The sequence below is a fragment of the Paenibacillus sp. FSL M7-0896 genome (assembly GCF_037975415.1).
GTDB classification, from domain to species: Bacteria; Bacillota; Bacilli; order Paenibacillales; family Paenibacillaceae; genus Paenibacillus_AQ; species Paenibacillus_AQ silagei.
In genome coordinates this window covers 3,995,343-4,010,734 of sequence record NZ_CP150250.1, presented here as the reverse complement: position 1 = coordinate 4,010,734, position 15,392 = coordinate 3,995,343, and the positions used below count along the sequence as shown (strand labels likewise).

The window sequence follows — 15,392 nt, the reverse complement described above, 5'->3', positions numbered from 1 at the left end:
AAAATATGGAATTCATACCTACGGAGGGTGAACGAGATGGCAGATATGCCTCAGCAACAGACGACTTCTAAAATACGCCAGCGGCAGATTATATCCGCTATCGCGGTGGAGGCGGAGCGCCGCCCGCTGCTGTACAGCGGACTCTGGTTCCATGATGATGTGCGGAACAACTTCTATTATGCGTCTTATCTGTTTGCCGCTGCGGTGGATGACACCCTGGAGCTGCCGTTTGGCAAGGAGGATGCCAAGCGGAAAGCCGAGTCTGTACTATTAGAAACCGTTAGGCTCCAGAACCGGATGCCGGGGACCCCCCTGTATGGACATTGGCCGCTGGGGCTGCATCCCACTCCGGGAGAGGCTGCACCGCATGAGCTGCCGGTTGAGATTATGGGCAGCCTGATGGTCTGGTTCAACCGGCAATATTGCGACCGGTTCAGCGCGGGACTGCGGGTGGCGTTCCATACGGCTATCGGCCATATCTACCGCAGCGCCTTCTTCCGTAAGCAGGTAGCGACCTTCGGCCATCATGAAGCCAAATATACGGCCGCCAAGCTGATCTTCGGAAAGCTGTTCGAGGATGATCTGCTGAGGGAGGACGGGCGGCACAGTCTGGAGCTGACGCTGGCGCATATCCGGGCGAAGGGAATGCCGGAATATGGCAGCCTGCCGTGGTTCTGGCACTGGGTGCAGGCGTTCACCTGTGCCTGGGAGCTGGAAGAGGACAGCAGCCTGAAGTCTACACTTGGGGAAATGCTGGACTACCTCTGGAGCGAACGGAGCCTGTGGTACCTTAAAGGCGCCTGGGCAGGCGCCCATTCCCGGGGCTGGCCGCATGATGTTCCGGCAGACGGCAATCTGCTGCATGATTATGTCCAGTTCGGCGATTTCGCGCTGCCGGAGGAGATGCCGCGCACCGAATATGCAGGGTTCCTCTATTATGAAGCGCCGGAGGAGGTGCGTTCCGCTGCCCTGAACCGCCGGTTACCGGCAGAAGTCTGCAAGAAGACTGAGAAAGTAGTTGCCGGTTCCACGGAGCGCCAGCCGGCGCTGCATTCTTACGCCTATATCTGCAAGGATTACGCGGCAGGCGGGATGTGGGAGCGGGTGGAGGAATTCGACAATGAGCAGCTGCGCTGGGCCTTCTCGCTCCCGGTTCCGGCGGCGGGCGTGAACCGGCTTTATTTTTTCCATCCGGGTCAAGGCTATCAGCCAGGAGATCCCCGGCACCAGAGTCCTTATATGGAGGTGCTGTATCATCAGAACACGATCCTGTCGCTGTTCCCGGTGCCCGAAGGAGAGGATACGGCCATCGTCGGGGTGCTTCCGTTAGGCGAATGGATCAGGCAGCCCAAGGCGCTGCTTGGCTATGCGGGCAATGTGTATTTTGCCGTCTATGTATCACAGGAATATGAACTGCTGGAGCGGCCATCCTATCTGGAGGTAACGTCCAAGAACATGCCCGGAGCCGTCGTGGTTGAAGCGCTAAGCACAGATCAGGCGGCGGAGCTGGGGATACACTGTCTTGAGGAATTTGCCGCAGCCGCTATACAGCGGGCACCGGAATTTACGGAAGGAGAGATCCTCTCGGCAGCGTATACGGCTTGGAGCGGGAATGAGCGCCTACAGCTCAGGATAGACAATAAGCATACGGGAATACAGGCGTTGATTAACGGGAAACCGGTATCATTTGAACATTATAAGGTCTAAACGGGACACTTCGCTCCCTGGGGACATTAGGATTTTTTCGGATTGGAACTATCTTAAATTTTAAGCTACAATGACATAGAGCCCGGGGGTCAGCAATGGCTGCCGGGTTCTTTGCGCTACCCGCATTGGCCTTAAGCATGGCGCAGCAATGAAGGTAATATCTTTGGTGCTGCAAGGAAAGAATAAGTTGACTAATTTGCAGCAGAGGATCTACTACTGAAGACATGGGGGAGAGCAGGATGACAGAGACGGAATATCGGCTGGAGAAGGATTTTTTGGGCAGCAAGCAAGTGGAGCATCAGGCCTATTACGGGATACAGACCCTCCGGGCGGTGGAGAATTTCCCGATTACAGGCTACCGTGTGCATCATGAATTAATCAAGGCGATGGGGATTGTCAAAAAATCCGCTGCGCTCGCCAACATGGAAATCGGCCGCCTCTATAAGGGCCTGGGTGAGGTCATCGTCCAAGCGGCAGACGAGGTGATCGCGGGGAACTGGGATGAGCAGTTCATCGTTGATCCGATTCAGGGCGGCGCAGGTACCTCGCTGAATATGAATGCCAATGAAGTGATTGCGAACCGTGCGCTGGAGCTGCTGGGCAAGGCCAAGGGGGATTACCTGCAGCTCAGTCCGAACACTCATGTGAATATGGCGCAATCGACGAACGATGCTTTTCCGACGGCGATTCATATTGCCACGCTATCGCTGCTGGAGCAGCTGCTGATTACGATGCGGACGATGCACGGTGTGTTTTTGCAGAAGGCGGCTGAATTCGATTCTGTGATTAAAATGGGGCGGACCCACCTGCAGGATGCGGTGCCGATTCGTCTCGGACAGGAATTCGAGGCGTACAGCCGGGTGCTGGAGCGTGATATTCAGCGGATCGAGCATACGCGCGGTCATCTGTATGAGGTGAACATGGGCGCGACCGCCGTAGGTACCGGACTGAACGCCGATCCCCGGTACATCAAGCGGGTCGTCGAGCTGCTGGCCGAGATCAGCGGTCTGCCGCTGGTCAGCGCGGAGCATCTGGTGGATGCTACGCAGAATACGGATGCCTATACCGAAGTCTCGGCCTCGCTGAAGGTCTGCATGATGAATATGTCCAAAATCGCCAATGACCTGCGCCTGATGGCCTCGGGCCCGCGTTCCGGCTTCAATGAAATTACGCTGCCGGCCCGCCAGCCGGGATCGTCCATCATGCCCGGTAAGGTGAATCCTGTGATGGCCGAGGTGATTAACCAGGTGGCTTTTCAGGTGATTGGCAATGATCATACGATCTGCCTCGCTGCTCAGGCCGGTCAACTGGAGCTGAACGTTATGGAGCCGGTGATGGTGTTCAATCTGATTCAGTCGATCAGCATCATGAACAATTCCTTCCGGGTGTTCACCGACTATTGTCTGGCAGGGATTGAAGCCAACAAGGAGAAGCTTGCGCGTGAGGTGGAGAGAAGCGTCGGTATCATTACCGCCGTGAACCCGCATCTGGGGTATGAGGTCGTCTCGCGGATTGCCAGGGAAGCCATTCTGACCGGAGAATCGGTGCGGGCCTTGTGTCTGAAGTACAATGTGCTTAGCGAGGAAGAGCTGAACCTGATTCTGGACCCGTATGAAATGACCCATCCCGGCATCGCGGGGGCAGCGCTTTTGAATCATGAATAATAATCGTGATTTGTGTAAAATCAGGCTTGCTCTCATGGTATAATAGACACGAGCATTTACACCGGGCATTATCCTATATTCTGTAATGGCTTACTGGAGGCAAAGTGTGGCGAAGGCAAAAGTGGCAAAACGTCCCACCCGCGACGAATTCGTGCTTGAGGAGCTGGGCAACCAGCTGGTAGAGGCGAAGCAGGAGGATTCCGAGATTCTGCTGACGGTCTGGGGGAAGGAAGAAGAGGTGCGCGGGGTGATTGTAGAGATGGATTCGCGTACCGGCAGGGTGCATGTCAGAAATAACGAAGAGATTATCAAGGTGCCGTTCATGGACATTATGCAAATCAATTATCCCCGGGATTAGGGGGAGCGGCAGATGAACAAAACGAATGCCATGCGCATACTGGATGCAAGGAAGATAAGCTACACCATTCATAGCTACGACAATGAGGACGGGCTGATTCACGGAACAGCGGTTGCTGAGAAGATTGGCCTGCCTCCTGAGGTAGTATTCAAGACACTGGTCGCACACAGCGGACCGCAGCCGTATGTCTATGTGATCCCGGTTGCTGAGGAGCTGGATCTGAAGAGAGCCGCCAGAGCCGCGGGAGTGAAGAAGATTGAGCTGCTGCCGCTGAAGGACCTGCTGAAGCACACGGGATATGTTCGCGGGGGCTGTTCCCCTGTCGGGATGAAGAAGCTGTACCCTACGTTCATTCACAGCAGTGCGGCGGAGCTTGAGACAATCGCGGTCAGCGCAGGCCGGATCGGCGTTCAGATGGAGCTTGAGCCGAAGCTGCTGGGCGAAGCGGTGTCTGTGGTTGTTGCAGAGTTGATTAAAGAGTAAATGTAACGAATAAAGCCGGAACTCCTATGTGTGTAGGGTTCCGGCTTTTGCTTCAAGCAGTAGTCCATTCGCTGTAATGGTCAGCTATGAATTGCAGCTCGCGCTCGTAGTGGGCCAGGTGGCCTTCTTCCACCATTTGGACAAAAGCAGGATTGCCCGCCTCGGCCTCCTTCTTCAGCGTATCGCACATAGCCGTGAGCCGCCGGGTCAACCAGTCGTGCAGATCTTCCGGGACAGGGAGTCCATAGGCTTCAAAAAACAGCTGAATCCGCCGCTGCCGGTCTGCTGCATGGAGGTCTGCCTGGTAAGGTACCGTGGAGCCTGTCAGATAGTCAGGAGCAAAACCGGCGAGCGGAACTGAGGTGTAGAGGCTATAGGCAATGTCCCATAGGCGCGGGCCTGGACCAGCCATATCGAAATCAATCAGCGCCACAGGCGCACCATGCTGAAACACCACGTTGTACAGCGCCGCGTCATTATGGCAGATCACTTCATGTGCGGCAGGATCGGCATAGGGAAGCTGCCACTCCGTATGTATACTATTCGGTACAAAGCCCTCTGTTGCATCATGATAGCTGCGTAACAGGCGTGCCAGGCCCGTAAGGGTCTCTTCAGACCACATGTACGGCTCCAGCTCAGGATAAGCGTTGCCCGGAACCTCGCCGGGAAGAAAGGATAGAATCTCGCGCCCTGCTTCATCTACGCCTAGGAATCTGGGTGCTCCTGCGAAATTCTGCTGCACCAAATGCTGTAGAAGTGCATGAATACTTGTGCTCCAGCTCCCTGTGGGACGGCGGACGGTGTCTGCCTTGCGGATGATCTCATTTACATTTCCGCCGGTTAATTTCTCTTCCTCGTACGGGTTCATTGGTTAAAGGTACCTCGCTTTCTTTGATGAGCGTACAGCCGCGTGACGCCAACTGCAGGGGTCAAGGCAGCAGCTTCGCAGCGATTAACCCCAGATACTCCTTCAGCGCCAGCCCGGTTGTGGAGACGGCTCCGGCGGACGGAGTGAATTTGCTTACATAGAGTGACATAGGACGGCTGGCCTGGAAATCTACCGGAAAAGCCTGCGGCGTAAGTCCGGCATGTCCGAACTGGACCATGCTGCGCGGCATATGGAAGCCCGAGGTCACCAGAACGGGACGGCTGAAGCCATGCTCCTGCATGAGCTTTGCGGTGTTGACCGCATTCTGCTCTGTATTGAGCGAGCGGTTCTCCGGCAGGATGTCCTCTGCGGGGATGCCGAGGCCGATGAGCTGCCGCCGGGCGATATCCGCTTCATTGCCGCTGTCGGCGAATACCTGTCCCCCGGAGAAAATAATCGGCAGGCCGGTCTCGCGGTACAGCCGCGCAGCTGCCAGCAGCCGGTTCGCTGCCGGACCGGACATATTGCCCTGCCCGTCCAGATCCGGGGTGCCGGAGGTGGCCCCGCCGCCGAGGATTACGATCACATCCCCCTCTGCGGAAGCAGGCTGAGGGTACTTCCGCTCCAGGCTTCCGATCAGCGTGTCGCTGACAGCAGAGGTCATCGACAGATAGAGCAGGAGCGTGACCGCCAGCAGCACGATTGCGGGACGGCGGCTGCTTCTCCACAGCCAGACCACCATTGCCAGCAGCAGCAGGACGAATAACCCGGGCGGGAGGACAAAGCTGTATACGAATTTAATGAGGTAGATCAAGCGTTCACCAACTTTTTCGAGGATCATATCAGATATTGTACCACGAGTCCGGCGGGAGTTCCCAGCTTCACAATTGTCTTAAAAAACTGCGCTTTCCTCTTAAAAAGCTTCACCCGGCTGCCGGAGGTGTCATGATACAGTATAATTGGATGCATCTCTTCAATAATGAATACAGACTGAAACAGCCGCAATCCTGTAATAATATATCAATGACAACCATGCGGAGGTGCAGCAATGAACAGAACCATACGGGTGCTGCTTGCGGATGACGAGCCGGTTATTCTGCGCGGGCTGAAGAAGCTCATAGCCTGGGAGAGGCTCGGGCTTGATATAGTAGGGGAAGCATGTGACGGGATAGAGCTGAATGCGATGATCGACAGCTGTCATCCCGATCTCATTATCAGTGACATCAGCATGCCGGGTTATTCGGGTATAGATATTATCCGTGAAATTCATCATTCCGGGCGTCCGATCAAAGTGGTCTTTATCAGCGCCTATCAGGAATTTAGTTATGCCCAGCAAGCGGTACAATACGGGGCGCTGGATTATCTGGTCAAGCCGGTGAATACGGGACAGCTGGAGCAGGTAGTGATCCGCGCAGTAACGGTGATCCGCCAGGAGTCCGAAGAAGAGCGCAACAAGGAAATGCTCAAATCCTATGAGCGGAAGAACCTGTCTGTTACGGTTGAGGAGCAGTTGGAGCAGCTGACCGACGGCAATAAGGCTGCGGCAGCTACGCTTGCCCGGATGGGCAACACGGCGATTACCCGCTATGCCAGCGTATGTGTCATTGAGACGGATGAATACAGCGGCCAGCCTTCGCGCTGGGAGGAACGGGAACGCAAGCTGGTGGAATTCGCATTGCTGAACATCATCAAGGAGACAGTGGACAGCAGGGGCAACGGGTATGTGTTCCGCAAAGGAGAGCGTTTCGGGGTGCTGCTCCAGCATGAGCATCTGAATGAACCGCAGCAATTAATGGAGGATCTGCATCACAAAATCAACAGCTTTCTGAAGCTGCAGGTGTCGGTAGGCATCGGGCGCCCGGCCAGCGGCATTGAAGAGGCGGCGGATTCCTACCAGTCAGCGCTGAAAGCGCTAAGATTCAGATATTTCGCCGGATTGAACCGGGTAATTCCCTATCCCGAAGAGTCATTGGAGGCCGCTGTACCTGTATCTGCACTTGCTGCCATCCAGGGCAGCCTGCCGGAAGCGCTCAAATCACTCGACAAGGAGCGGCTAACGGCATTAACGGGCGAGCTGCTGGAGACCGTGCGGCTGCTCTCTGGAGATAGCCGGAACCAGGCGGTGTCCTATGTGTATAATGCCGTGATCCAGCTTGAACAGGATATGGCTGACTTCGGCGCGGATGCGGGGCTGTTGAATCAGGGAGAGAAGCCGCTGCTGGAAAAGCTGGCGGATGCCCCGACCTTCGGCGCACTGCAGCAGGAATTTGAAGCGGTCCTGTCCAAAATGTCCGAGCAGCTGATCTGCCGGATCTCCAGCAAGGAAATGCCGCAGCTTGCGCAGGTGAAAACCTATGTGGAGGAGCATTATGCCGAGAATATTACGCTGGAGTCCATAGCCGCCATGGTGTATATGAATCCCTATTATTTCAGCAGCTTCTTCAAGAAGCATACCGGCCAGAACTTCAAGAATTATGTTACCGAAGTGCGGATGGGTCATGCCCAGCGGCTGCTGCTGCAGAGTGATCTGATGGTCTACGAGATTGCCGACCGGGTCGGCTACAACAACGCGCGGCATTTCAGTGACATGTTCAAGAAGCAATTCGGCAAGCTGCCGCAGGAATACAAGCAATCGGTCAGGAGCTAAGCGGATTGGAGGGGGATCATAGAGTGACAAGACGATGGCCTGTGCCGGTCTGGGGACGGGGACCGAAGAGTATTTTTGTTAAATTTTCTGCATCCTTCCTGCTGGTCGGGCTGATTCCGCTCTTTGCGCTGAGCTTCTTCTCCGTCCAGACCTTCTCGGGTTATGTGGAGCGGTATACCACCAGCAATCTGCAGCAAATGGTGCTCTATATGAGCTATAATCTGAATTCAGCATTCAATCAGTATAATGAAGTATCCAAATTAATGTATACAGGGCGTTATGAAGGGTTCATCGAGAGCTATTCGCAGAATCAGACACAGAATGTGAATGAGCTGGAGAGAATCAACACCATTCCGATAGAATCCTTCCTGAAGACGATTCTGTTCAGTGATTCTTATATATCCAGTGTCCAGTTTATCCGCCAGTCTGACGGTAAGCTGTATGTTCAGGAGCGCGGCAACCGGTCGCTGAATATGGAGACGGTTCCAAGTGCGGAGTGGCTGTCCGCCATGGCAGGTGATCCTGCGAAGGTGGCTATTTTCCCGACCCATCAGGACAGTTATTTCTATGGCTCGGACCGCCGGGTGTTCACGATCGGGCGCAGCCTGATTGATACCTCCGGGCGTGTGACCAAAGAGCCCAAGGTAGTCGGAACGCTGTTCCTCGATATTGATACCTCGTTATTCCAGCAGTTCTTCCGTGAGCTGAGTCTCGGGGAGAAGGATGAGCTGTATCTGCTGGACGGGGAGGGGCGGACGTATTTCACCAACCAGCCTGCCGGTGCGGCGGGAGCCGGGGCTGCTGAGCTAACTAACAATGAGATGATTGTGCTCAGTGAGCCGATCCCTTTTTTGAATGGCCAGGTTATCGCCAAAATACACCGCGGCAACCTGTTCGAGCAGCTGCTGTCGGCCCGGGCAACGGTATATATCGCTATCGGCATGTGTGCCTTTGTGATGGTTGTAATGGGGGCCTGGTTCTCCAGACGTCTCGCCGCTCCCATCCGGGAGCTGATCCGGCAGATGGCGGTGGTGGAGTCGGGCAAGCTGGATATCCAGCTCTCGGTGAACAGCAATGATGAGATGGGCAGGCTGGCCCACGGGTTCAACCGGATGGTGGAACGGCTGCAGGTCTACATTGATGAGGCCTATGTGGCCCAGATCAAGCAGAAGCAGACCGAGCTGAATGCACTGAAGAGTCAGATCCGGCCCCATTACCTGTACAACACCCTTGAGGTGATCCGGATGAACGCGGTGGATAAGGAAGCGGGCGAGGTGGCGGATATGATTCTGGCGTTATCCAATGAGCTGAAGTATGTCATTGATTACGGGGAAGACCGTGTAAGCCTTGCCAGCGAGCTCGCCCATCTGCAGAATTACTTCTATATCATTTCTGTGCGGTATGAGAACCGCTTCGAGCTGCATCTGGATATTGCCCAAGATGTTAACCTGGACTGGCCCATCCTGAAGCTGTCCCTGCAGCCGATGGTGGAGAATGCAGTTCAGCATGGGCTGCGGGGGCAGGGAAGAGGAACCGTTGGCGTTACGGTCGAACGGAGAGAGCAAGTGCTGGCGATAACGATATATGACGATGGCGTGGGGATGAGCAGGGAGACGCTGTCCCGCATGAATAAGATTCTGGAAGACCCGGAGGCCCCAAGCAAGAATGTTGGCATGAAAAATGTGCATGAGCGCATCCGCTCCAGCTTCGGCGAGGAGTATGGCCTGTCTGTGAACAGCAGAGAGCATGTCGGGACCTCTATTACGCTGACATTCCCGGTTATCACAGAATGAGGAGGTCACAGGGGTGCAAATGCCGAGGATATCAGGTGTGAAAATAACAATAGTGTCGCTTGCGGCCGCGCTGATCCTGTCCGGCTGTGGAGGCAAAACCGGATCAGGCGGAATCGGAGGGAGCCAGGCGGTTGATCAGGGGAGCCACCCGGATACACCATCCCAGAGCGGTAAAATAAGCTTTACTATAGGGTATGCCTCCGGTGATCCGGCGACGAAGCAGGCTATCGAGGATACCATTAAGGCCTTCATGCAGGCCAATCCGGACATAATCGTCCAGGATGTCAGTGAGACAAGCTCCTCTGCTTATTTGGATTGGCTAAAGGTTAAGGATGCCGTGGGCGAGTTCCCCGATCTGGTAGAGATGAGGGATACTGAGGCCTTCGCCGATGCGGAAAAGATCGTTCCGCTCCCCGATGAACTGGCGGAATTATTCGATCAGCCGCCGCGGATCGGCGGCAAGGTGTGGAATGCCCCGCTGTTTGTCTCTGCTCCGCAGGGTATTATTTATAGTAAGAAGGCTTATGCCAAGGCAGGCATTAAGACGCTTCCGGCAACCTACGAGGAGTTTCTGGAGATCCAGAACAGACTGCGGGCAAGCGGGATCACCCCGCTCGTTGTAGGCGGCAAGGATATTTTTCATATGGGCTTCTGGATTAATAAATTTCTGATAGATGAGGTATATGCCGCTGATCCCGGCTGGAACGCGAAGCGGACGGCCGGAGATGTTAGCTTCGCCGATGACAATGTAGTCCGGGCCATGACTGATTTCAAACAGCTGTTCAGGAATGATGTGGATACAGGCTGGCTGGGCACAGGGGATAACCAGACGGCGTTGATTCTGGTATCCGGCAAGGCGGCCCAGCTGTTCTCCGGCTCCTGGATGTTCTCACAGATCCAGGAAGCCGATCCGGGCTTCGAATTCGGCTTCTATGCTGTGCCGGACCGTCAAGGGAAGCTGAATGTGGTCGGTCTGCAGTCGCCCTCCGGCTGGTCGCTGTCTGCCCAGGCGGCCAAGGAGCCGCTCAAAAAGCAGGCGATCGAAGACTTCATCCGCTTCTTTTTCTCACCGGAGCCTTATGGCGCATTCCTGAGCCGGATTCATTCGGTTCCTTCGACCAGGCAGGAGTTCAGGCGGGAAGCCGGTGAACAGATGCAGGTGGTGCTTGATCTGATGGCTGATCCCGCCGTTACCAAATCCCTGATGATCAACAACTGGTGGGGAGATAACCTGATTCCTCCGCAGTTCCGTAACTGGTTCTACAAGCTGCTGCAGGAAATGGTTGTTAAGGACGGGGATGTACTGGAATATATGAAGCGGGCCGATACTGAATATGACAGGCAGGTAGCGGAATACTGGCAGTGACATTACACTATAGCCCGCACAAGAACGGAGGTCTCTGGGACCTTCGTTTTTTGCTGTGAATTAAGAATTTACATGTTGCACATCTTCTTAAATTTACCGCACCTCCCTCTTAAATTAGTTCATTCTAACCCCGAGGGCTGAATGCTATTCTTGGAGCATAAGGAAACGCTTACGGGCGATGATGCGCACATCGGGCCGCCAGCTTCCGGGCTGTATACCCAAGGGGAGGTTACTCAAGATATGAAGAACACCATTACGAAATTATCCGTCATGCTGCTCGCAGCAACCACTGTACTCACCGCATGCGGCGGAAATAACAATAACAAGGCCAGCGGCGGCAACGCAGCCGCGACTGAAGCTCCGGCAGGGAATAACTCAGCTACTGATGCTGCGGAGAAGGATGTCAGCTTCACCATCGGTTATGCGTCGGGTGACCCGGCGACCAAGAAAGCCATTGCCGATACCGTTAAGAAATTCATGGAAGCGAATCCTAACGTCACCATCAAAGACTTAAGTGAAACCTCATCGGCGGCTTATCTGGACTGGCTGAAGACGAAGGATGCGGTTGGAGAATTCCCGGATCTGGTGGAAATGCGTGATACCCAGGTATTCGCGGATGCGGGAAAAATTGTCGAGCTTCCGGCCGATCTGCTGGATCTGTTCGAATCGCCGCCGCAGGTGGACGGCAAAGTATGGAACGCTCCGATGCAGGTCAACGCGCCGCAGGGAATCATCTACAGCAAAAAAGCCTACGCGGACGCCGGGATCACCGAGCTTCCCAAAACCTATGACGAGTTCATTGCCATCCAGGAAAAATTGAAAGCAACAGGTATCTCCCCGCTGGTAGTAGGCGGCAAGGATATCTTCCATATGGGCTTCTGGGTCAATAAATTCCTGATTGACGATGTCTACAGCAAAGACCCGGACTGGAACGCCAAGCGTACGGCCAAGACCGTCAGCTTCGCAGATCCTGCTGTAGTCCAGGCCATGACTGATTTCAAAGAGCTGTTCAAGAACTATGTGGACAAAGGCTGGCTGAGCACCGCAGATAATCAGACCGCGTCGATTCTGGTATCCGGCAAAGCCGCACAGCTGTATTCCGGCACCTGGATGTTTACCCAGATTGCTGAAGCTGATCCAGGCTTCGAATTCGGCTTCTACGCGATCCCGGACCGCGAAGGTAAAGTGAATGTCATCGGTCTCCCGTCACCGGCCGGCTGGTCGTTATCCGCGGATGCCGCTAAGGATGCCGATAAGACGGCAGTGATCAAAGACTTTATCCGCTTCTTCTTTGCACCCGAGCAATACTCGGTCTACCTGGCTTCGATTAATGCCATCCCGTCGACCAAAGAGAAAGTTACCTATGAGACCAGCGAGCAAATGCAGGTTGCCCTGGATCTTATTGCGGACACGGGTGTCACCAAGTCTCTGGCCATCAACAACTGGTGGGGCGATAACCTGATTCCTCCTCAATTCCGCAACTGGTACTATAAGCTGCTCCAGGATATGGTGGTGAACGATGCCGACGTAACCGAATATATGAAAAAGGCCGACGCCGAATACGACAATCAGGTCAAAGCCAATTCGCTGTAAATAAAAAGCGCCGGAAGGAAACCTCTGCTCCGGCAGAGGTTCCTCTTATCTAGACAAGCGCGTCCCAGGGAGGGGAGAGGAACCATGGCTACATCCATTGTGAATACAGACAAGTCTTTTATAGCCGCAGAGAAGCCAGGCAAGAAAAAGAAAAAATGGCAGTCCTACGCGCTGTTGTTCATCCTGCCGTCATTCCTTTTATACACACTGTTTGTCATTGTCCCTACAGCAGGCAGCGTCTACCTAAGCTTCACATCATGGGACGGGATCAGCAGTGATATCCGGTATATCGGATTCGCCAATTTCGTCGAGATCTTCCAGAGTCCGCGGGTGCAGAACGCCCTGAAGAACACTCTGGTTATGACAATTACGCTGGTTCTGCTTGAGAACATTGCTGCAATCGCGATGGCCTTAATGGTCGACAAGGTACGCTGGTTCCGCAATTTATTCAGAAGTATCTTCTATTTCCCGACCCTGCTCAGCGGGATCGTCATGGGTTTTGTCTGGGCCATGATTCTGAATTACAATTTCGGCGTGTTTAACCAGATCCTGACCTCCGTCGGTTTGGGCGACTATATCGTGGACTGGCTGGGTAATCCGAAATACGCTATGCTGTCGATTATTCTGTCCACGGTCTGGAAGGGCGCGGGCTATTATATGATCATCTATCTGGCCGGACTGCAGGGTATTCCGCAGGAGCTTAATGAAGCGGCCAGCATTGACGGCGCAGGCGGCTGGCAGCAGTTCCGGCATATTACGTTCCCGCTGCTGGCGGGTTCGATGACCGTGTGTATGGTGCTCTCTATGATCAGTGCGCTGAAGATATTTGACCAGATTGCCGTAATGACTGACGGCGGCCCGGGTTTTGAGACGGAGACATTAACTTATATTATCTACAAAGTAGGCTTCGGGGAGCTGAGACAAGGGTTCGGCACGGCGCTGGCTATGGTTCTGTTCCTGATTATTCTGATCATTACGGTCATCCAGGTTAAATTCCTGCAGAAACGGGAGGTGCAGCTCTAAGATGACGATGCAGACCAAGCGGAGAATCACTGAAATTGTCCTGTTTGTCATTACGCTCCTGGTAGCGGTTATCTTTTTCTTCCCGATCTTCTTTAATCTGATGTCCGCATTCAAAAGCAACGCCGAGATTATGCGCGATGCGGTTGCTCTTCCGAAGACACTGTATTTAGACAGCTTCAAATATCTGCTCACAGAGACCGAATTTCCGCGTGCGATACTTAACAGCCTGATTCTGACCGTTGTGGCGATTGTTGCCCAGGTGCTGATTATTCCGATGGCAGGTTACGCGATTGAACGCCGAAATGCCCGCTGGACGCGGCTGGTCTTCATCTATTTCCTGGCGGGGATGATGATTCCGTTCCAGGCGTATATGATTCCGCTGTTCAAAGAGCTGAGAATACTCGGCCTGTACGGCAGTCTGGCGGGACCTATCATGATCTATGTCGCCGGTGCTGTAGGCTTCGGATGCCTGCTCTATACCAGCTTCGTCAAAGGTATTCCACGGGAGATTGAAGAGGCCGCAGAGATTGACGGGTGCTCCCGCTACGGGATTTTCTGGAGGATCGTCTTCCCGCTGCTCGGGCCGGTTACGGCAAGTATGGTGGTGCTGAACGGTCTGGGGATCTGGAATGACTTCCTGATGCCGATGCTGGTTCTGCCTTCAGGCCAGGCTAAGACAATGGTTGTAGAAATCTACCGGTATATCGGGGAATTCTCCTCGCGCTGGGATATGATTTTTGCCGGAACCGCCATGTCGGTCGTGCCTGTGCTGATCGTATTTATCTTCCTGCAGAAGTATTTCGTTAAGGGGATTGCCTCAGGGGCCACCAAGGGGTAAGAGGTCTGTGTCTTCTGGGGGAGAATAAAAAACTCCGCAGGCCATTATATAATGGTTTGCGGAGTTTTTGTTATAATTCCCTGCGCAGTAGCGGATAACGCTTTGCCGTCTGTCTTCCCCGGTTCCTCCGTTAGCTGGCGGTAGCCCATGGGCGGCAGGCCGGTCCAGCGCTTGAACTGCTTGCTGAAATGGGAGACATCACGGTAGCCGAGCCTGTAGGCGATACTCTCCACCGACAGGCTGTTATCCAGCAGGAGCAGCTTGGCATGGCGGATAATCAGGTCAGAGAGATACTGCCTCGGCGGCAGTCCGTAGATTTGCCGGAAGGCGCGGTTACAGTGACTCGGGCTATAGCCGAGCTTTGCGGCGATGTCTTCGATGCTTCCGCCCCGGCTGCCGGTTGCCGCAGCGGTGAATACGGATTCCTGGAGCAGTCCTTCAATGGCATTCGCCAGGGCAACGGTTTTCTCCGTAACGCCCGGCAGGGTGCTCCGGGCAGGGGAGGGCAATGCAGCCAGCACCCAGCTGCTGAGTGCGGTGAACAGCTGCAGCGAAGCATTGAGCGTCACCAGCCTGCCCCGCTGGGTATCGCTGGCATCAGGGAGGATCGTCGAGCTGATAATGGCATCGAGCGAAGAACGGATCGCCTGCAGCTCCGGAGTGTCGCCGCTGAGGCTGACGGTGTCCATTGTCATCAGGGAGCGGCGCAGGACCAGATCATCAATGTCGAAATGCAGGCAATAATAGGTCATTTCATCCTCTGAAACCGTACCCAGGCTGGAATGCAGGACACTTGGGCGGATGAACAGAATGTCGCCGCTGTGCTGGATGTAAGACTGCCCGCCTACGGTCATTTGCTGCGAACCCTGCAGGACGATATTGATCTCGAACATCGGATGGGTGTGCGCCGGATATTGCCACTCCTTGTTCACCTTGCGCCAGTGGGCAGCGAATATATGGAAGGCAGCCTGTATATCCGGGGACATACGGCCGTCCATGGAATGCTGTGTTCCGGGATCTAATGCGTTCATACTCAGGCCTCTTTTTCACTA

Annotated in this window: 13 protein-coding genes; 10 read left to right on the top strand and 3 right to left on the bottom strand. The window is 54.5% G+C overall.

Features of this window, described 5'->3' with window-relative positions; all coding sequences use genetic code 11:
- The first annotated feature begins 36 nt into the window (after window positions 1-36).
- The 4 genes from MKY12_RS17160 to ybaK all read left to right on the top strand — a co-directional run bounded on the left by MKY12_RS17160 (window position 37) and on the right by ybaK (window position 4,212).
- The gene (locus MKY12_RS17160) at window positions 37-1,707 is read left to right on the top strand and encodes a hypothetical protein (protein WP_339310099.1); all 1,671 of its coding nucleotides are present in this window, start codon (window positions 37-39) and stop codon (window positions 1,705-1,707) included.
- A gap of 239 nt (window positions 1,708-1,946) precedes the next feature.
- The gene (gene aspA / locus MKY12_RS17155) at window positions 1,947-3,371 is read left to right on the top strand and encodes an aspartate ammonia-lyase (RefSeq protein ID WP_339310098.1); all 1,425 of its coding nucleotides are present in this window, start codon (window positions 1,947-1,949) and stop codon (window positions 3,369-3,371) included.
- Between the two features lie 85 nt (window positions 3,372-3,456).
- Complete coding sequence (locus tag MKY12_RS17150) at window positions 3,457-3,729, top strand: YolD-like family protein (RefSeq protein ID WP_268748447.1); 273 nt, start codon at window positions 3,457-3,459, stop codon at window positions 3,727-3,729.
- A gap of 12 nt (window positions 3,730-3,741) precedes the next feature.
- Window positions 3,742-4,212 carry a Cys-tRNA(Pro) deacylase gene (gene ybaK, locus MKY12_RS17145; protein WP_339310097.1) on the top strand — a complete coding sequence of 157 codons (471 nt, stop codon included), beginning with the start codon at window positions 3,742-3,744 and terminating at the stop codon, window positions 4,210-4,212.
- Window positions 4,213-4,264: 52 nt separating this feature from the next.
- Here the strand turns inward: ybaK and MKY12_RS17140 are convergent, their stop codons facing one another.
- Window positions 4,265-5,080 (bottom strand): aminoglycoside phosphotransferase family protein, encoded by an 816-nt coding sequence (locus tag MKY12_RS17140; RefSeq protein ID WP_339310095.1) that lies wholly within the window; start codon window positions 5,078-5,080, stop codon window positions 4,265-4,267.
- 61 nt (window positions 5,081-5,141) lie between these two features.
- Window positions 5,142-5,894 (bottom strand): YdcF family protein, encoded by a 753-nt coding sequence (locus tag MKY12_RS17135; RefSeq protein ID WP_339314894.1) that lies wholly within the window; start codon window positions 5,892-5,894, stop codon window positions 5,142-5,144.
- Window positions 5,895-6,128: 234 nt separating this feature from the next.
- Between MKY12_RS17135 and MKY12_RS17130 the strand changes: the two genes are divergently transcribed.
- The 6 genes from MKY12_RS17130 to MKY12_RS17105 all read left to right on the top strand — a co-directional run bounded on the left by MKY12_RS17130 (window position 6,129) and on the right by MKY12_RS17105 (window position 14,340).
- The gene (locus tag MKY12_RS17130; protein WP_339310093.1) at window positions 6,129-7,727 is read left to right on the top strand and encodes a response regulator; all 1,599 of its coding nucleotides are present in this window, start codon (window positions 6,129-6,131) and stop codon (window positions 7,725-7,727) included.
- Window positions 7,728-7,750: 23 nt separating this feature from the next.
- Complete coding sequence (locus MKY12_RS17125; protein WP_339310091.1) at window positions 7,751-9,520, top strand: sensor histidine kinase; 1,770 nt, start codon at window positions 7,751-7,753, stop codon at window positions 9,518-9,520.
- A gap of 37 nt (window positions 9,521-9,557) precedes the next feature.
- Complete coding sequence (locus tag MKY12_RS17120) at window positions 9,558-10,886, top strand: ABC transporter substrate-binding protein (RefSeq protein ID WP_339310089.1); 1,329 nt, start codon at window positions 9,558-9,560, stop codon at window positions 10,884-10,886.
- 240 nt (window positions 10,887-11,126) lie between these two features.
- Entirely contained in the window at window positions 11,127-12,479 is a 1,353-nt protein-coding gene (locus MKY12_RS17115) for an extracellular solute-binding protein (RefSeq protein WP_339314892.1), read from the top strand.
- Between the two features lie 84 nt (window positions 12,480-12,563).
- Window positions 12,564-13,502, top strand: coding sequence for a sugar ABC transporter permease (locus MKY12_RS17110; protein ID WP_039294669.1), 939 nt, complete (start codon window positions 12,564-12,566; stop codon window positions 13,500-13,502).
- Window position 13,503: 1 nt separating this feature from the next.
- The gene (locus tag MKY12_RS17105; protein WP_173133509.1) at window positions 13,504-14,340 is read left to right on the top strand and encodes a carbohydrate ABC transporter permease; all 837 of its coding nucleotides are present in this window, start codon (window positions 13,504-13,506) and stop codon (window positions 14,338-14,340) included.
- A 44-nt stretch (window positions 14,341-14,384) separates the two neighbouring features.
- Here MKY12_RS17105 and MKY12_RS17100 read toward each other — a convergent pair whose 3' ends face one another.
- On the bottom strand, window positions 14,385-15,371 hold the full coding sequence (locus tag MKY12_RS17100) for an AraC family transcriptional regulator (RefSeq protein ID WP_339310086.1): 987 nt from the start codon (window positions 15,369-15,371) through the stop codon (window positions 14,385-14,387).
- Between the last annotated feature and the right edge of the window lie 21 nt (window positions 15,372-15,392).